This is a genomic window from Burkholderia sp. BCC1644, assembly GCF_902833225.1.
In the GTDB taxonomy this organism is placed as follows: domain Bacteria; phylum Pseudomonadota; class Gammaproteobacteria; order Burkholderiales; family Burkholderiaceae; genus Burkholderia.
Genome location: NZ_CADFEI010000002.1, coordinates 565,701 through 583,364, shown reverse-complemented (window position 1 = coordinate 583,364; position 17,664 = coordinate 565,701). Strand labels below are relative to the sequence as shown.

General features: G+C 70.2%; 16 protein-coding genes. 7 read left to right on the top strand and 9 right to left on the bottom strand.

What is annotated here, in order from left to right; all coding sequences use genetic code 11:
• Nucleotides 1–9 precede the first annotated feature (9 nt).
• On the bottom strand, nucleotides 10–1,347 hold the full coding sequence (locus tag HWX87_RS06000) for an MFS transporter (protein ID WP_176046236.1): 1,338 nt from the start codon (nucleotides 1,345–1,347) through the stop codon (nucleotides 10–12).
• 138 nt (nucleotides 1,348–1,485) lie between these two features.
• On the bottom strand, nucleotides 1,486–2,376 hold the full coding sequence (locus HWX87_RS05995; RefSeq protein ID WP_176046235.1) for a LysR family transcriptional regulator: 891 nt from the start codon (nucleotides 2,374–2,376) through the stop codon (nucleotides 1,486–1,488).
• A 102-nt stretch (nucleotides 2,377–2,478) separates the two neighbouring features.
• On the opposite strand from HWX87_RS05995, the gene HWX87_RS05990 reads away from it, so the two are divergent.
• The 7 genes from HWX87_RS05990 (at nucleotide 2,479) to HWX87_RS05960 (ending at nucleotide 10,731) form a co-directional block, all read left to right on the top strand.
• The gene (locus tag HWX87_RS05990) at nucleotides 2,479–4,032 is read left to right on the top strand and encodes an AMP-binding protein (protein ID WP_176046234.1); all 1,554 of its coding nucleotides are present in this window, start codon (nucleotides 2,479–2,481) and stop codon (nucleotides 4,030–4,032) included.
• An 11-nt stretch (nucleotides 4,033–4,043) separates the two neighbouring features.
• Complete coding sequence (locus tag HWX87_RS05985) at nucleotides 4,044–5,231, top strand: acyl-CoA dehydrogenase family protein (protein ID WP_176046233.1); 1,188 nt, start codon at nucleotides 4,044–4,046, stop codon at nucleotides 5,229–5,231.
• Entirely contained in the window at nucleotides 5,228–6,391 is a 1,164-nt protein-coding gene (locus tag HWX87_RS05980) for a CoA transferase (RefSeq protein ID WP_176046232.1), read from the top strand. The genes HWX87_RS05985 and HWX87_RS05980 overlap by 4 nt, the downstream gene beginning before the upstream one ends.
• A gap of 44 nt (nucleotides 6,392–6,435) precedes the next feature.
• Nucleotides 6,436–7,734, top strand: a complete 1,299-nt coding sequence (locus HWX87_RS05975) for an MFS transporter (RefSeq protein ID WP_176046231.1) — start codon at nucleotides 6,436–6,438, stop codon at nucleotides 7,732–7,734.
• A gap of 113 nt (nucleotides 7,735–7,847) precedes the next feature.
• Nucleotides 7,848–8,906 carry a porin gene (locus HWX87_RS05970; RefSeq protein WP_176046230.1) on the top strand — a complete coding sequence of 353 codons (1,059 nt, stop codon included), beginning with the start codon at nucleotides 7,848–7,850 and terminating at the stop codon, nucleotides 8,904–8,906.
• A 40-nt stretch (nucleotides 8,907–8,946) separates the two neighbouring features.
• Entirely contained in the window at nucleotides 8,947–9,342 is a 396-nt protein-coding gene (locus tag HWX87_RS05965) for a BON domain-containing protein (RefSeq protein ID WP_176046229.1), read from the top strand.
• Nucleotides 9,343–9,390: 48 nt separating this feature from the next.
• On the top strand, nucleotides 9,391–10,731 hold the full coding sequence (locus HWX87_RS05960; RefSeq protein WP_176046228.1) for a serine hydrolase: 1,341 nt from the start codon (nucleotides 9,391–9,393) through the stop codon (nucleotides 10,729–10,731).
• A gap of 33 nt (nucleotides 10,732–10,764) precedes the next feature.
• On the opposite strand, the gene HWX87_RS05955 is transcribed toward HWX87_RS05960, so the two are convergent.
• From HWX87_RS05955 to HWX87_RS05925, 7 genes are read right to left on the bottom strand one after another with little or no spacing between them, the layout of a single operon-like run.
• Nucleotides 10,765–11,811 (bottom strand): ABC transporter substrate-binding protein, encoded by a 1,047-nt coding sequence (locus HWX87_RS05955; RefSeq protein ID WP_176046227.1) that lies wholly within the window; start codon nucleotides 11,809–11,811, stop codon nucleotides 10,765–10,767.
• Nucleotides 11,808–12,959, bottom strand: coding sequence for an FAD-binding oxidoreductase (locus HWX87_RS05950; protein WP_176046226.1), 1,152 nt, complete (start codon nucleotides 12,957–12,959; stop codon nucleotides 11,808–11,810). The genes HWX87_RS05955 and HWX87_RS05950 overlap by 4 nt, the downstream gene beginning before the upstream one ends.
• Entirely contained in the window at nucleotides 12,952–14,385 is a 1,434-nt protein-coding gene (locus HWX87_RS05945) for an NAD(P)/FAD-dependent oxidoreductase (RefSeq protein ID WP_176046225.1), read from the bottom strand. Before HWX87_RS05945 ends, HWX87_RS05950 begins: the two co-directional genes overlap by 8 nt.
• Nucleotides 14,382–14,732 carry a (2Fe-2S)-binding protein gene (locus tag HWX87_RS05940; RefSeq protein WP_176046224.1) on the bottom strand — a complete coding sequence of 117 codons (351 nt, stop codon included), beginning with the start codon at nucleotides 14,730–14,732 and terminating at the stop codon, nucleotides 14,382–14,384. The genes HWX87_RS05945 and HWX87_RS05940 overlap by 4 nt, the downstream gene beginning before the upstream one ends.
• Nucleotides 14,732–15,526, bottom strand: a complete 795-nt coding sequence (locus HWX87_RS05935) for an ABC transporter permease (protein ID WP_176046223.1) — start codon at nucleotides 15,524–15,526, stop codon at nucleotides 14,732–14,734. The genes HWX87_RS05940 and HWX87_RS05935 overlap by 1 nt, the downstream gene beginning before the upstream one ends.
• Nucleotides 15,523–16,512, bottom strand: coding sequence for an ABC transporter permease (locus HWX87_RS05930; protein WP_176046222.1), 990 nt, complete (start codon nucleotides 16,510–16,512; stop codon nucleotides 15,523–15,525). Before HWX87_RS05930 ends, HWX87_RS05935 begins: the two co-directional genes overlap by 4 nt.
• Nucleotides 16,513–17,595 (bottom strand): ABC transporter ATP-binding protein, encoded by a 1,083-nt coding sequence (locus tag HWX87_RS05925; protein WP_176046221.1) that lies wholly within the window; start codon nucleotides 17,593–17,595, stop codon nucleotides 16,513–16,515.
• Nucleotides 17,596–17,664: the final 69 nt, after the last annotated feature.

The window sequence follows — 17,664 nt, the reverse complement described above, 5'->3', positions numbered from 1 at the left end:
GTCGCGCGGTCATGCGGCGTCGCCGCGCGGACCGTCGGTGTGCGTGGTGCGCGTCTCGCGCATCACGCACAGCGTCGCGACGGTCACGAGGCCGAGCGCGACGAGGAACAGCGAGACGGGCCACGATGCGTGATAGCGCGCGAGCAGCGCGGTTGCGATCAGCGGCGACATTCCACCCGCGAAGATCGACGCGACTTCATGCCCGAGCGCGACGCCCGAGTAACGCACTTCCGTGCTGAACAGCTCGCCGACGAGCGCGGGCAGCGTGCCGATCATCGCGCCGTGGCTCACGGCCGTGCCGACCGTCAGCGCCAGCCAGACGAGCGGCGTCACGCGCGTGTCGAGCAGCCAGAAGAACGGAAACGCGCACGCGACGAGGCTCAGCGCGCCGATCAGGTACACGGGCTTGCGGCCGATCCGGTCGGACAGCCGGCCCCACGCGAGCATCGCGCCCATCTCGACGATCATCGCGATCATCACGCCGGTCAGCATCACGCCGTTCGGGATGCCGACGTATTTGCCGTAGACGAGCGAGAACGCGAGGAAGATGTACGCCCCGCCGTTCTCGGCCACGCGCAGCCCCATCGCGAGCAGGATTTCCTTCGGATGACGGCGGATGCACTCGACGATCGGCAGATGCGTGTGCGCGCCGCGCTTGCCGGCCTGCTCGAAGTCGCGGCTTTCCGGCAGATGGCGGCGGATGTAGATGCCGATCGCGAAGATGGCGATGCTCGCGAGGAACGGCAGCCGCCAGCCCCACGCGCGGAACATGTCGTCCGGCAGTGCCTGCGCGGCGAGGAACGCGGCCGACGACAGCACGAAGCCGCCGCCCACGCCGAGCTGGCTCCACGCCGCGTAGTAGCCGCGCTGCTCGGGCGGCGCGTTTTCGCTGATCATCAGCACGCCGCCGCCCCATTCGCCGCCGGATGCGACGCCCTGCAGCAGCCGCAGCACGACGAGCGCCGCCGGCGCCCACAGGCCGACCTGCGCATAGGTCGGCAGCAGGCCGATCGCGAAGGTCGACGCGCCCATGATCAGCAGCGTCCACACGAGCGACGCCTTGCGACCGTAGCGATCGCCGACGTGACCGAACACGATCCCGCCGAGCGGCCGCGCGACGAAACCGAGCGCGAACGCCGCGAACGCGGCGAGGCTGCCGGCGAGCGGCGATGCGCCGGGCGGAAAGAACACGTGGCCGAACACGAGCGCCGCGGCCGTGCCGTACACGAAAAAGTCGTACCACTCCATCGCGTTGCCGGCGACGGAGGCGATGACGATCCGGCGCAGTTGCCGGTCGGCGAGCGGCCGGGCGGCGCTCGGGGATTGCACGGTGTCGGTCGGGTACATGGCGGACTCTGAAGGGGGAGGCAGGCGCGTGCCGTCTTGTGCAGCACTGCGGGCTAGTGTTGTCGGCACCGTGCCCCCGGTCAAATCCGCAGAAAAAGGGGAGTGTCATCACTCCCGCAAATGATGGTCCGCGCGCCGCTACGCGACGTTGTCCTGCAGCAGCGCGATCATCCGCTGCGCAAGCGGCGGCACGTACGCGCCCGCGCGGTGCATCGCGCCGATGCGGCGGTCCAGTTCGAGCTCGCCCGCCTTCAGGTCGAGCGCGCGCAGCCCGGTCACCTGGTCGAGTGCATCGGCGCCGCCGACGCACAGCAGCGACGTGCCGTGCAGCAGCTGCAACAGCGACGTGTTGCCGAAATCCGTCTCGATGCGCAGGCGCGGCACCGGCAGCCCGCGCGCGCGGAACGCGTCGTCGATCCGGTGTCGCACCGGGATCGTCGTTTCCGGCAGCAGCCATTCCTGGTCGGCGAGATCCGCGAGCGTGAGCGCGCGCTTGCGCTGCAGCGGGTGGGCGGCGTCGGCGAGCACCGTCAGCCGGTCGTCGAGCAGCGCGATGGTGTCGAGTGCAGAGTCCGGCTGCTGCGGTTCGGGCGCGATCACGAGGTCGAGTTCGCCGGCCGCGAGCAGGTCGAGCAGTTCGCGCGCGAGCCGGCAGCGCAGCCGCAGCCGCGCGGCCGGCCGTTCGCGGATCAGCTGCCGGCACGCGCGGAGCACGAACGCGTTGGGCACGGTCGGCGAGTAGCCGATCCGCACGATGCCCTGTTCGCCGCCGCGGATCGCGCGCATCTCCTGCATCGCATCGTCGAATTCGAGCGCGATCCGCTGCGCGCGGGCGACGAAGCGCGCGCCGGCCGGCGTCGGCGTCATCCCGTTCGCGGTGCGCTCGAACAGCGTCACGCCGACCTGCGCCTCCAGCCGCTGCACGGCCTTGGTCAGCGCGGGCTGCGACAACCCCAGCGCCTCGGCCGCCTTGCCGATGCTGCCGTGCCGCTCCACGGCCAGCAGGTACTCCAGATCGCGCGTATCCATCGAGGGGATTCCTGTCGGTTATGACTTTATATCCAGTGATGCATTGTGGTGATGCCTAGGCATCTTACAGACTGGCGGCACTGTTCGACCAGGAGAATCGTTTTGAGCTTCGCCTACTTCCTGCGGCGCGCGGCCCGCTACTGGGGCAGCCAGCCCGCCGTGATCCACCGCGACCGCGCCGTCACCTATCGTCAGCTCGACGAGCGTTCGACGCGGCTCGCGAACGCGCTGCGCGGCCTCGGCTTCGCGCGCGGCGAGCGCATCGCCGTGCAGTCGCGCAACTGCATCGAGCTCGTCGAGATCGAATGCGCGCTGTACAAGGCCGGTCTCGTGAAGGCCGCGCTGAACCCGCGCTTCACGGCGGCCGAGGCTGCCGACGTCGTCGGCAACTGCACGCCCGTCGCGTTCATCGGCGGGCGCGGCTATACGGACTACACGCCCGATTCGCCGGGCTTCGGGGCGGTCGAGCGGTTCGTGTCGCTCGGCGGCGCGGTCGCCGGCTATCTCGACTACGAAACGCTGCTCGCGAAGGGCGGCGATACGCCGCCCGACTACACGCCGGCGGCCGACGACCTCGCGGTGCTGCACTTCTCGTCCGGCTCGACCGGGCGCATCAAGGCCGCGATGCAGAGCTACGGCAACCGGCTCGCGTCGCTGCGCAAGATCGTGCTCGGGATGGATCGCCCCGCGCAGCCCGGCGACCGGCTCGCGCTGATCGGGCCGATCACGCACGCGTCGGGGATGCTGATGCAGCCGTACCTGTTCTGCGGCGCGACGCTCGTGCTGTTCGACGCGTTCGAGCCCGCGCATTTCCTCGCCGAAGTCGCGCGCCAGCGCATCACGCACACGTTCATGGTGCCGGCGATGGTCAACATGTTGCTGAACGTGCCCGAGCTGGCACAGGCCGACCTGTGCAGCCTGAAGGTGCTCGGCTACGGCGCGGCGCCGATGGCGCCGGCGCGCATCGAGGAAGCCTGGGCGCGCATCGGCCCCGTGCTGTCGCAGGGCTATGGCGCGAGCGAATCGACGTCGGGCGTCACGCGGCTCGGCATCGCCGATCACGCGCATGCGCTGCTTTACGACCGCGAGCGGCTCGCGTCGTGCGGCCGGCCGCTGGGCGAGACCGAGGTGCGCGTGGTCGACGCAGGCGGGCGCGAAGTCGAAGGCGACGCGATCGGCGAGATCGTGATCCGCGGCGCGGACGTGTTCCAGGGCTACTGGAACGCGCCGGAGCTGACGCGCGAGGTGCTGGTCGACGGCTGGCTGTACACGGGCGACCTCGCGCGCACCGACCGCGACGGCTTCATCTACCTGGTCGACCGCAAGCACGACATGATCATTTCGGGCGGCTTCAACGTGTATCCGACCGAAGTCGAAGCCGCGCTGTACCGGCATGAAGACGTGCTCGAGGCGTGCGTCGTCGGCGTGCCCGACGACAAGTGGGGCGAGGCCGTGAAGGCCGTCGTCGTGCTGCGTTCGGGCCGCAGCGCGCAGGCGGCCGATCTCGTCGCGCACTGCCGTGAGCGGCTCGCCGACTACAAGGCGCCGCGCTCCATCGATGTCGTCGTGGAACTGCCGAAGAACGCGAGCGGCAAGATCGCCCGCAAGCTCGTGCGCGAGCCGTACTGGCGCGGTGTCACGCGCCGCGTCAACTGAAGGAGCCCGCCATGTTCGATCATCTGCAACGCCCCGAATTCGTCACGCTGCGCGCGGCCGTGCTGCGCTTCGTCGACGACGAATTGCGCCCGATCGAGCGCGAGCTGCGGCTCGACTCGGAAGACGTGTGGCCGCGCGACGTGCTGCGCCGCGTGTGGCAACGTTCGGCCGCGCTCGGCTTCTACACCGCGAGCCTGCCCGTCGAGATCGGCGGCCAGGGGCTGTCGATCGCCGAGGTCTGCGCGCTGAAGGCCGACCTCGCCGCATGCGGCGCGGCACTCGCGCCGCACGTGCTCGGCGAACTCGGCGGGCCGCCGCGCATCGGCAACATGCTGAAGTACGCGACGCCCGCGCAGCTCGAACGCTATTTCAAGCCGGTGATGCGCGGCGAGAAATCGACGTGCTTCGCGCTGACCGAGCCGCACTCGGGCTCGGACGCGATGAGCATCCGCACGACGGCGGTCGAGGACGGCGATTCGCTCGTCATCAACGGCACGAAGCACTACATCAGCGGCGCGCCGTTCGCCGATTTCGCGATCGTGATGTGCGTGACCGATGCGACCGCGACGCCGCCGCAGATCACGGCCGTGCTCGTCGATCTCGACCTGCCCGGCGTGAGCGTCGAGCACGAGTACGTGCCGATGTCCGGCCAGCACATCGACGCGGACATCCGCTTCGTCGACGTGCGCGTACCGCGCGAGAACGTGTTCGGCGGGGTCGGCAACGGCTTCAAGCTCGGCATGTCGCGCATCAACGTGAACCGTCTGCTGCATTGCCCGACGATGCTCGGCCTCGCGATGTCCGCATATCGCGCGTCGCTCGATCATGCGCGCACGCGCCGGCAGTTCGGCGGGCCGATCGCGCGCTTCCAGGCGATCCAGCACATGCTCGCCGACATGGCCGCCGCGCTGTGGGCGTGCGAAAGCATGATCGCGCACACGGCCGCGCTGGCCGACGCGGGAGCCGACCTGCGGATGACGGCATCGGCATGCAAGCTGTATGTGTCGGAGCGCTGCTTCGAAGTGGCGGACAAGGCTGTTCAGATCCACGGCAACGTCGGCGTGACGCGCGGCCACCCGGTCGAGCAGACGTTCCGCAAGCTGCGGATGTTCCGCATCCTGACCGGCACGAGCGAGATCCAGCGCAACGCGATCGCGAAGGCGATTCTCGAACCGGCCGGCGCGGGGCGCGAAGCATGACGGCGCGCGACGACACGGAACGTGCAGCCGGCCTGCACGACCCGTGGCCGGCCGGCGACGACCACGCGCCCGCCTGGTCGTGCCTGCGCGGCGTGCGGATCATCGATGCCGGCCAGTTGCTGCCCGGGCCGCATGCGTGCGCGCTGCTGCGCCAGCTCGGCGCCGACGTGATCAAGGTCGAGCCGCCGGGCGGCGACGCGCTGCGTCACTTCGGCGCGGATACGTTCGCGCAGTTCAACCGCGGCAAGCGCTCGATCGTGCTCGACCTGAAAACGCCCGATGGCCGCGCGCGCTTTCTCGATCTCGTGCGCGCTGCCGATGCGGTGGTCGAAGGCAACCGGCCGGGCGTGATGGCGCGGCTCGGGCTCGATTACGCCGCGCTGGCGAGCGTGAACCCGCGCGTCGTGCTGTGTTCGATCACCGGTTACGGGCAGGAAGGCCCGTATGCGAACCGTCCCGGCCACGACCTGAACTTTCTTGCCGACGCCGGTTACTGGTCGGTGCCCGCGCAACTGCATGACGCCGTCGCGCGGCCGCGCGTGCGGCTGGCCGATCATGCGGCCGCCATGCATGCGGCGCTCGCGCTCGCCGTCGCCGTGATGAGCGCGCGCGCGAACGGGGTCGGCCAGCACCTGGACGTGTCGATCCACGACGCGATGTTCGCGTGGACCGCACCGGCCGCATGGGCACTGCGCACGGGCCGCGATACGCCGGACACCGCACGCTGGGTGATGCCCGACAACGACCTGTTCGAAACCGCCGACGGGCGGTACATCGTGCTCGCGACGTTCGAGGACAAGTTCTGGGTCGCGTTCGCCGATGCGCTCGGCGACGCGTATCCGGCACTGCGCGACCCGCGCTACGCCCGACGGGCAGGCCGGCAGCAGCATCGGCACGCACTCGGCGCGCTGCTGCGCACCACGTTCGCAACCCGCACGCTGGACGACTGGATGCGCGTGCTCGGTGCGCTCGGTTTGCCGGTGTCGCGCGTGCCGGCGGCCGGCGAGGTGTTCGACGATCCGCACGTGCGTGCACGCGGCGTCGCGCGCGAAGTGGCGGCGGACCACACGCTCGCGGTGCGCTTTCCGGTGAAGTTCTCGCTCGGCTTGCCGGACGGCGATGACCGTGTGCCGGCACCCGGCGAGCACGGCGGCGGGTAGCGCGACGCACCCGGTCGCCGACGATAACGAAACAGGAGACAGCCATGACGAATGGCGCGCAATACCGCCCCGGACGGGCGTGGTCCATCGCGACGATGCTCGCGCTGATGATGCTGGTGAATTTTCTCGACAAGGTCGTGCTCGGCCTCGTGTCGGTGCCGATGATGCGCGACCTGCATCTGAGCCCGACGCAGTTCGGCCTGATCGGCGGCAGCCTCAACTGGCTGTTCGCGGTCGCGGCGGTCGCGGGCGGCATCGCCGCGAACCGCTGGCCCGCGAAATGGCTGCTGTTCGCGATGGCGGCGGCGTGGGCGCTGCTGCAACTGCCGATGCTCGCCGCGAGCTCGATCTGGGTCGTCATCGCGTGCCGCGTGCTGCTCGGCATCGGCGAAGGGCCCGCGTCGCCGGTCGCGACGCACGCGATCTACAAGTGGTTTCCCGATACGCGGCGCAACCTCCCAGTTGCGCTGCTGCACCAGGGCAGCGCGCTCGGCCTGCTGATCGCGGGGCTCTCGATCCCGGTCATCACGACGCACTGGGGCTGGCGCGCGAATTTCGCGGTGCTGGCGCTGCTCGGGATGGTGTGGTGCATCGCGTGGGCCGTGGCCGGCGAGGAGGGCACGCTGTCGCGGGCGCCACGCGCGGCCGGCGGCGACCGCGTGCCGTACGGGCGGCTGCTGACCGACCGCACGGTGCTCGGCAACTTCCTCGGCCATTTCGCGGCGAACTGGATTCTCGCGATGACGCTCACGTGGATGCCGACCTACCTGCAGCTCGGGCTCGGCTTCGGGCCGCACGAGGCCGGCCGGATGTTCGCGTTGTTCGTCGCGGTCACGTCGCCGCTCAGCCTCGCGCTCGCGTGGCTGTCGCAAACCCTGCTCGCGCGCGGGATGCCGTCGCGGCATGGGCGCGGCACGTTCATCGCGGTCACGCTCGCGATCGCCGGCGCGATGCTGGCCCTGCTGCCGGTGCCGGAGATGCCGCGCGTGGCGAAGCTCGTGCTGCTGACGCTCGGCAGCGGGCTGACGCTGACGATGTACTCGATCGGTCCCGCGATGCTCGCCGAAGTGACGCCGGATTCGCAGCGCGGCGGCGTGCTCGCACTCAGCAACGGCTTCGCATCGCTCGCGGGCCTCGGCGCGCCGGTCATTACCGGGATGCTGATCGAGGGGGCCGGCGCGTCGGTCGCGCATGGCTTCGAGCAGGCGAGCATCGTGTGCGGCGTCGTGCTGATCGCCTGCGGCGTGCTCGGCGCCTGGTGCCTCGATCCGCAACGCTCGCTGCGGCGCCTCGCCGGTGACGCGGAACACGCCGCGCCGCCGGTCGGCGCGTGCGGCCGCTAGCGCCGCACATCGCATCACATCGCTTTCGGCGTGCGGCCCGCTTGCCGGGCGGCGGCGCCTTTCGACGGTAGCAGCACCACGATACGCCGCGCGACGACGCGGCAGGAGGAGACATGAAGAAGATGATTGCAGCGGCGCTGGTCGGCGCGCTGTGCGGGAGTGCGCACGCGCAGTCGAGCGTGACGCTGTTCGGCCGGATCGGCGGCGGCGTGCGCTGGGTCAACGGGCTGCCGGGCGGCAGTCAGGTCGGCTTCAACAACAACATCATCGCGGGCAACGAGTTCGGCATTCGCGGCCGGGAGGATCTCGGCAACGGGGTGAAGGCGTTGTTCGTGCTGGACGGCGCGTTCAGCAGCGGCACCGGCGCGCTGAAGACGTCCGGCACGCTGTTCTCGCAGGCCGCGTACGTCGGCCTCACGGGCGATTTCGGCCGCGTGACGTTCGGCCGCCAGTTCAACGTCGCGGAGGATCTCGGCATCGCGCTCGATCCGCTCGGCGGGCGCGGGCAGTCGCTCGCGGTCGAGCCGGGCGTGCTGTTCGACGGCAACTTCTTCACGCTCGATTCGCGCTTCAACAACACGATCAAGTATCTCGGGCAGGTGGGCGGCCTGCGCTTCGGCGCGAACTATTCGCCCGGCGGCGTCGCGGGCAGCGCGCACGCGGGCACCAGCTATTCGACGGCCGCGATGTACACGTATTCGGACCTGATGGGCGGCGTGTCATATGCGAAGACGTATAGCCCGGACGGCTCGCAATCCGCACAGACGATCCAGGCGGGCGGCACGCTGCAGCTCGGCCGCGCGCGTTTCTACCTGAGCTATGCGTCGCTGAACGTGCGCGCGAACAAGGCCGGCGCACCGTCGCGGCGCGACGACATCCCGTCGTTCGGCGTCGTCGTGCAGCCGCTGCCGTCGGTACAACTGAGCGCGGCCGCGTTCTACGACCGTGCGCGCAATCTCGGCAACGTATCGGGTGCGGACGGCCACAAGCTGACGACCTACGCGATCGCCGAGTATTTCCTGTCGAAGCGTACCGAGCTGTATGTCGAAGTCGACCGCAACGGGATGACCGGCGCGTACATGCGTGATCCGGCGACGATCGCGGCATTGAACCTGCGGCGCGGTGCGAGTGCGACGACCGGCGTGTCGATCGGGCTGATGACGCAGTTCTGAGGTGTTCTTTTCAATGGCTTTCAAGGAGCGTGATCCGATCATGCGTACTTCATTCCGACTTGTCGCGGCGCTGCTGACGGCAGCGTGCTGGAGCATCACGGCCTGCGCGCAACCCGATGCCGCGAGCGCGGCGGTTCCGTCATTGGCGGCCCCGGTTGCGCGGGAAGCGGCGCTAGCGCCGGCATCGGCCAGCCCGTCGCCGGCGCAACGCAAGGCGGCCGACCGCAAGCTGAAGCGTCGCGTCAGCACGGCGCTGGCCCGGACGAAAAACCTGAACGTGACGCGCATCCTCGTGCGCGTGCGCGACGGTAGCGTGACGCTGTCCGGCTCGGTCACGGATACGACCCAGGTGAATCTCGCGGCGACGGTCGCGCGGGGCGTCGACGGCGTGACGTCGGTGTCGAACCTGTTGCGTATCGACGGCCAGCAGCCGTAACGTCCGGGCGTGCCGCCCATTCTCTTTTAACGACGAGGCACTCATTCGATGCGAATTCATCGACGCTTTACGGCCGACCGGCGTCCCCGCCGGCTCGCCGGCACCTTGATGCTGGCCGGCGGGCTCGCGCTCGCCGCGACCACCGCACCCGCCACCGCAGCCGACGGCGCGACGCCGGCGGGCATGATGCAGGGCTTCCCGCCGCCGGCAGACCAGATCGTCAACAAGAAGAACGTGTTCACGCCGGCCAGCCTGCGCTGGGCGTTGAGCAATACGCGGTTGCTCGCGCCGACGGCCGGCATCCGGCACGCGGCGGCGCCGATGCCGCTCCCCGAGCAGCCGGTACCCGGTTTCGACGCGCTGCCCGTGACGATCGGCGGCGAGACGCTGACACTCGACGCGTATTTGCGCGCGACGCATACGGACGGTTTCATCGTGCTGCAGCGCGGCCGGATCGTCTACGAACGCTATTTCGACGGCTTCCGGCCCGACCAGACACACGCCTGGGCGTCGATGACGAAATCGGTGACGGGGCTGCTGGCCGCGCAGATGATCGAATCGGGCGTGCTCGACGCAGGCGCGCCACTGTCGCGCACGGTGCCGGAACTCGCCGACACGCCGTTCGGCAGCGCGACGCTGCAGCAGAACCTCGACATGGAAGTGCCGACTGCCTATACGCCGGGCATTGCGCCTGATATCGGTCTGTTCGGCGCGGTCGGGCTGGTGCCGCGCCACGAAGGCGCGCCGGCCAGCATCGCCGACTTCCTGCTGACCGTGCGGCGCGTGCCGGATGTGGCGCCCGGCAGCGCATGGTTCTACCAGAACGGTTCGCCGGAAGCCGTCGCGTGGGCGATGCAGCGCGCGACGGGGCAGTCGTGGAGTGCGCTGGTGGAGCATTGGCTGTGGCGCGATTTCGCGGAAGACGATGCGTACGTCGCGGTGGACCGCAACGCGATGGCGATGGCCAGCGGCGGGCTGTATACGACGCTGCGCGACGCCGCGCGCTTCGCGGAGCGCGTGCGCACGGGGCTCGGCGGCGTGCGTGGCACGCTGCCGGCCGCGACGGTTCGCGCGGCACTGCAACCGGCGAACAACGCGGCGCTGTTCGCGCAGGGCAACGTGATTCCCGGCAAGGACGGCTATGCGTATCGCGACTACTGGTATCAGGTGAACGACGGTGACGGCTCGTTCGCCGCGGCGGGGCGGTTCGGCCAGTCGATCCTCGTCGATCCGAAGACCGCGCTGACGATCGTCAAGTTCTCGTCGTCGCCGGATTTCGCGCCGCGTGCGCTCGATGCGCAGGGCCAGACGACACGGCCGCGCGCGGCGCTCGAACGAGGCGACGCGCTGAGCATGGTGGCGCGCGCGGTCGCGGAGAAGCTGCGGTAACGCAACCTCACCCGCAACCGCACCTGCGCGGCGTTACCGCTCGATCTGCCGGTTCCAGCGCGTATCCCACTGCGCGCGGCGCGCGTTGATCGCGGTCCAGTCGACCACGGTCACCTTGCGCACGAGATCGTCGACATTGCCGAGGCTCTGCTGCATCGCGGCGGGCATTTTCGCGACGCGGTTGGTCGGAATCTGCTTGCCGGCCTCGGCCGCCTTCGTCTGCGCGGGCGCGGACAGCAGGAACTGCGCGAGCTTCTGCGCGAGCTGCGGATCGGGATTGTTCGCGACCACGCACAGGTCGACGAGCAGCAGCACGGGGCCTTCCTTCGGGTTCGCGTACGCGACGGGGATGCCCTTGTCCTGCAGGTCGCCGACGCCGGTCGGCGTGAGCGGGAACAGGCCGGCTTCGCCGGTCTGCACCATCTCCGAGATCTTCGCCGAGTTCGGGATGTATTCGACGACGTTCGGCCCGACCGTGCTCGCCCACTTGCTGAAGCCGGGCTCGACGTTCTGCTCGCTGCCGCCGAGCAGCCGGTTGATCGCGAGGAAGCCGTGCAGCCCGAACGTGCTGCTCGACGCCGACTGGAACACGACCTTGCCCTTGTATTTCGGATCGGCGAAATCCATCCACGACGTCGGCGGCGTCCAGCCTTTCTCGGCGAACAGCTTCTTGTTGTACGCGATGCCGGTCATCCCGAGCTGCACGCCCGCGCCGACGTCGTCCTTCATCCGCGCGAACGGATACAACTCCTTCAGCACCGGCGAATCGTCGAGCTTCTGGCACACGCCGAGGCTGACCGCGCGCGCCATCACGCCGTCGTCGAGGAACGCGACGTGGATCTGCGGCTTGTTGCGGTTCGCGAGCAGTTTCGCGAGCACGTCCGACGACGTGCCGGGCACGACGACCACCTTCACGTTGTTCGCTTTCTCGAAGTCGGGCAGCACCTGGCTCGTGTAGGCCTTCTCCATCGGGCCGCCGTTCATGCCGACGTAGATCGTCTTCGTTTGCGCGAACGCGGGCGCGCCGGCGCCCGCGATGCAGAGGGCGGCGGCGGCCGCGATCGTTCCGAACAGTTTCATCGTTGGGTCTCCTCTTGACGGAAAGGGGCGGTCGGCGCGGCTTCGCGGAAGAAGCGGCCGATCGAGAATGCATCGAGCGGGGTGGCGGTTTCGCCGGCCGTGACGAGATCGGCGAGCACGTCGCCGACGCCCGGCGCGAGCAGGAAGCCGCCGCCGGAAAAGCCGAATGCATGCAGCAGGCGCGGCGTCGTGCGGCTCGCGCCGATGATCGGATTGTGGTCGGGCGTGCAGCCTTCGACGCCGCTCCACGTGCGGATCAGCAGCGCGTCACGCAGCGCGGGCAGCAGCGCGCACGCATCGCGCATCACCGCGCGCGTCGTATCGACCGACGGCTGGCCGAACTCGCCGTCGCCGCGGCCGCGCCCGCCGCCGATCACGCAGTTGCCGCGCGCGACCTGCCGCGCATACACGCCGCCGCCGTACACGCCGAGGTTGTGCGTGATGAACGGCGGCAACGGTTCGGTCACCCACATGTTCGGGTAGATCGGCTCCATCGGCACGGCTTCGCCGAAGCGTTCGGCGATCGTGTTCGCCCACGCGCCGGCCGAGTTGATCAGCCACGTCGCGGTGCAGGCGCGGCCGCCTGCCTGAAAGTGAAAGCGCGTGCCGTCGTGGTGAACGTCGTCGACGGGGGTGTGCTCGAACACGTCCGCGCCCGCCGCGCGGGCCGCGCGCGCGAACGCGGGCGACACGAGGCGCGGGTTGGCGTGACCGTCGGTCTCGCACAGCGAGCCGCCGAGCGCCGCGCGGCCGAGCCACGGGTAGCGGCGGCGGAACGCATCGCCGCGTATCACCTGCAGCGCCAGGCCGTGTTCGCCGGCGAGCGTCGCGTAGGCATCGAGCGCGTCGAGATCGGCGTCGCTGCGCGCGAGCCGCAGGTGGCCCGACACGACGAATTCGCCGTCGATGCCGATCAGTTCGGGCAGGCGATCCCAGATGCGCCGCGCGCGCAGCGCGAGCGGCAGTTGCTCGGCAGGCCGGCCCTGGCAGCGCACGCCGCCGTAGTTCACGCCGCTTGCCTGCGCACCGCAGTCGCGCCGCTCGAACAGCCCGGTGCGCAAGCCGCGCCGCGCGAGCGCGAGCGCGGCCGACGCGCCGACGAGGCCGCCGCCGACGATCGCGACGTCGTAATGCCTGATCTCATTCATCGCGCGCCTCGTCGGGAATCGCCGCGACTTCGTCGCCCGCGAGCGCGGCCGAGATCGGGAACGGCTTCACGGGCGGTTGCGCACGCAACCGGCCGACGTCGGCGAGCGGGCGGCCGGTTTCGGCGGCCAGCACGAGCGCGGCCGCGTCGCCGCACATGCGGCCCTGGCAGCGGCCCATTCCGACGCGCGTCAGCGCCTTCAGCCGGTTCAGCTCGGTTGCCGCACCGTCGCGGACGCAGCGGCGCAGCGTACCGGCGTCGATCTCCTCGCAGCGGCACACGATCGTGTCGTCGGGGCAGCGTGCGGCCTGCTCGGCCGGCGGCGCGAACGCGGCTTCGAGGCCCGCGCGGAATGCGCCGACGCGCGCGAGCGTGCGTTCGAGCGTCGCCGCATCGGGTTTGCCGGATGGCGCGGGCGACGCGATGCCGGCGTCGTCGAGCAACGCGAGCGCCGCGCGCCGGCCCGATGCTTCGGCCGCGTCGGCGCCCGCGATGCCCGCGCCGTCGCCGGCGACGTAGAGGCCGCGCACCGACGTGCGGCCGGCCGCGTCGCGCTCGGGCAGCCACGCGCGATTGAGCGGGTCGAACCCGAACCGGCAGCCGGCGAGATCGGCGAGCTGCGTTTCGGACCGCAGGCCGAAGCCTAGGCCGAGCGCGTCGCAGTCGAGCAGGCGCGGCGGTGCGCCGTCACCGGCGGCGCGCCAAGCGACGCCCGTCACGTGCTGGTCGCCGAGCACGCGCTCGAGCGTGACGCCCGTTTCGATCGCGACGCCGTGCGCGCGCAGCCAGCCGATGTAATAGAGCCCCTTCGCGAAGGTCGACGGCATGCGCAGCAGCGCGGGCGCGGCGGCGGCCTGGCGGCGCAGCGGGCTCGTGTCGAGCACGGCCGCGACCTGCGCACCGGCCTTCGCATACTGGTAGGCGACGAGGTAGAGCAGCGGGCCCGTGCCCGCGAACACGATGCGCCGGCCGATCGCGCAGCCCTGCGCCTTCAGCGCCACTTGCGCGCCGCCGAGCGTATAGACGCCCGCGAGCGTCCAGCCCGGCACGGGCAGCATGCGGTCGGTCGCGCCGCTCGCAATGATCAGGTGCGAGTACGGCACCGTTACTTCGTGGCCGTCCTGCAACGTGTCGACGCGGCCTGCACCGCACGACCACGCGAGCGTATTCGGCCGGTAGTCGACGTGCGGCAGCAGCGCGGCCATCGTCCGGTGCACGGCGTCGGCCTTCCTGGCCTCGAAGCCGTACAGCGTGCGCTTGTCGCGCGCGAATGTGCCGTCGGCCGGCGGTTGCCGGTAGATCTGTCCGCCCCAGCGCGCGTTCTCGTCGATCACGACCGGGCGCAGCCCCGCGTCGACCAGCGCTTCGGCCGCGCGCACGCCGGCCGGCCCCGCGCCGACGATCACCGGTTGCAGTGCGGCGTTCACGATGCGTCTCCGGCGGCGGCGGCCGGCCGGGCGGCCGTGAGAATCCGCATGCCTTCGGCGATCGGCGTCGAGCATGCGCGCACGCGTGCGCCGGTTTCGGTGCGCACCCAGCAGTCCTGGCACGCGCCGATCAGGCAGAAGCCCGCGCGCGGCTGGCCGCTGAATTCGCTCACGCGCACCCGGCGCTGCGCGACGAGGATCGCGGTGAGCACGGTGTCGCCGGCGAGTGCGAGCGCGGGGCGGCCGTCCAGCGTGAACGCGACGGCGGCACGCTCGCGTTCGGCGACGCGCACGAACTGCGCGCCGTCGTCCGCGATGCGGGTGGAACGGGAAACGGAAGTCGTCATCAGTGTTGGCCGATCAGGATGCGGTTCAGGCCGTACACGCGATCGAGCAGCAGCATCGCGCCGGCGGTGATGAAGATGACGAGCGCCGATACCGACGCCATCATCGGGTCGATCGACTCGGTCGCATACATGTACATGCGCACCGGCAGCGTGACCGTCTGCGGCGACGTGACGAAGATCGACATCGTCAGTTCGTCGAAGCTGTTGATGAACGCGAGCAGCCAGCCGCCTGTGATGCCGGGCACGATCATCGGCAGCGTGATGCGGCGGAAGGTCGTCCACGGGTCCGCGCCGAGCGAGCATGCGGCCTGCTCGATGCTGCGGTCGAGGCCCGCGACGGATGCGAGCACGAGCCGCATCACGAACGGCGTGATGACGATCATGTGCGCGAGCACGAGCCAGGCGAACGAGCCGGTCGCGCCGATCAGCGCGAAGAAGCGCAGCAACGCGATACCGAGCACGAGGCCGGGAATCACGAGCGGCGACAGCAGCAGCCCGTTCAGGAACGCGCGGCCGGGAAACGTCGCGCGGCCGATGGCGAGGCCCGCCGGCAGCGCGATCGCGAGCGACAGCGTCGCCGACGCGAACGCGAGCTTCACGCTGTTGAAGAACGCGCTGACGAAGTCGGGATAGTCGAGGATCGCGCGGAACCAGCGCAGCGACAGCCCGTGCGTCGGCAGCGTCAGCGTTTCGTCGGGCGTGAACGCGACGAGCACGACGATCACGAGCGGCGCGAGCACGAACAGGATCACGAGCGTGTGGAACGCGAGGGCAAAGGGGCCGTTCTTTCTCATCGCGATGCGCCTCCGAGGCTGCGCGCGTAGCGGCGTTCGAGCACGCGGTAGTAAGTGAGCATCACGACGAGGTTCGCGACCAGCAGCAGCACCGCGATCGTCGCGCCGAGCGGCCAGTTCAGCGAGCCGAGGAATTCGTCGTAGACGGCCGTGGCCGCGACCTTCAGCCGGCGTCCGCCGAGCAGGCCCGGAATCGCGAACGCGCTCGCCGACAGCCCGAACACCATCAGGCTGCCCGACAGCACGCCCGGCATCAGCTGCGGCAGCACGATGCGGCGCAGCGTCGTGAACGGCGATGCGCCGAGCGACAGCGCGGCATGCTCGGTCTGCGGATCGAGCCGCTGCAGCGCGGTCCACACGGGGATCACCATGAACGGCAGCATCACGTGCACCAGCGCGATCACGATCGCGAAGGTCGTGTACTCGAGCTTGTACGGCCCGAGGCCGGCGAGCCCGAGCGCCTGGTTCACGAGCCCGCTCGTGTTCAGCAACATGCTCCAGCCGAACGCGCGCACGACGACCGACACCAGCAGCGGCGCGAGGATCGCGAGCAGGAACAGCGAGCGCCACGGATCGCGCATCTTCGACAGCACGTACGCCTCCGGCGTGCCGATCGCGACGCAGATCGCGGTCGTCAGCGCGGCGATGCCGAACGTGCGCGCGAAGATCGTGTGGAAGTACGACGAGCCGAGCACTTCCGCGTAATTGCCGAACTGGAACGCGGCGATCGGGCCGGTGGCCGGATCGAAGCGGTAGAACGTCAGCATCAACGTCATCGCGAGCGGCACGAGCACGAGCGCGGCGAACAGCGCGAACGCGGGCGCGCACATCAGCCACAGCGGCGCATGCGCGCGCCACGTCGCGCGCATCGTGTGGGTCGTGTGCCCGGCTGCGCGTGCCGGCACGGCGTCGGCGGGAACCGCGGCCGATTGCGCAAGCGCGGCCGGCGCGCCATCGGTCGGGAGCGGACGGGCAGGGTGTCCCATTCAGGCCTCCCGGCGCATCACGCGCACCGCGTCGCTGTGCCAGTCGATCCCGACCGGCGCGCCTTCCGCGAGCGGCTCCGCTCCTTCGTTCTGGCAGCACACGAGCACTTCACCGAGCGCGCTGTCGACGCGGTACAGCCACTGGCTGCCGAGGAAGAAGCGGCTCGTGACGGTCGCGGCGAAGCGGCCGGCATCGGGCGCGCACAGCCGCAGCTTCTCCGGACGGATGCAGACCGACACCGCATCGCCGACGCGCACGTCGCGCTCGCGCGGCGGCAGGTATGCCGTACGGCCCGTCTCGGCGAGGTCGTGCCCGAGGTCGATGCGGATGGCGTCGCCGTCGTGCGCGACGATCGTGCCGGGCAGCAGGTTCGCCTTGCCGATGAACTGCGACACGAAGCGGTTTTCCGGGCGCTCGTACGCGCGGTACGGCGTATCGGTCTGCGTGATGCGGCCGGCTTCCATCACGACCACGCGGTCGCTGATCGACAGCGCTTCCGACTGATCGTGCGTGACCATGATCGTCGTCGTGCCGATCTTGCGCTGGATCGCGCGCAGCTCGAACTGCATGTCCTCGCGCAGCTTCGCGTCGAGGTTCGACATCGGTTCGTCGAGCAGCAGCACCGGCGGCTCGATCACGACCGCGCGCGCGATCGCGACGCGCTGCCGCTGGCCGCCCGACAGCTCGCGCGGGAAGCGGTGCGCGAGCGCGTCGAGACGCACGAGCGCGAGGGCCGCGCGGATGCGCTCGGCGCGCTCGGCCTTGTCGACGCCGCGCATGTCGAGGCCGAAGCCGACGTTCTCGGCGACGCTCATGTGCGGAAACAGCGCATAGCTCTGGAACACGATGCCGAGCCCGCGCCGGTTCGGCTTCAGGTCGGTGATGTCCTGGCCGTCGAGCGCGATGCGGCCGCGTGTGACGTCGACGAAGCCCGCGATCATCTGCAGCGTGGTGGTCTTGCCGCAGCCGGACGGCCCGAGCAGCGACACGAATTCGCCTTGTTCGACCGACAGGTTGACGTCGGCGACGGCGGTGAGCTCGCCGAAGGTTTTCGTCAGATCCGTAAGCGTGAGAAACGACATGGGAAGCTCCGGGTTCGCACACCGCGTGGCCGGTGTACCGATGTGGCGGACTCTAGCCAGCCATATTCC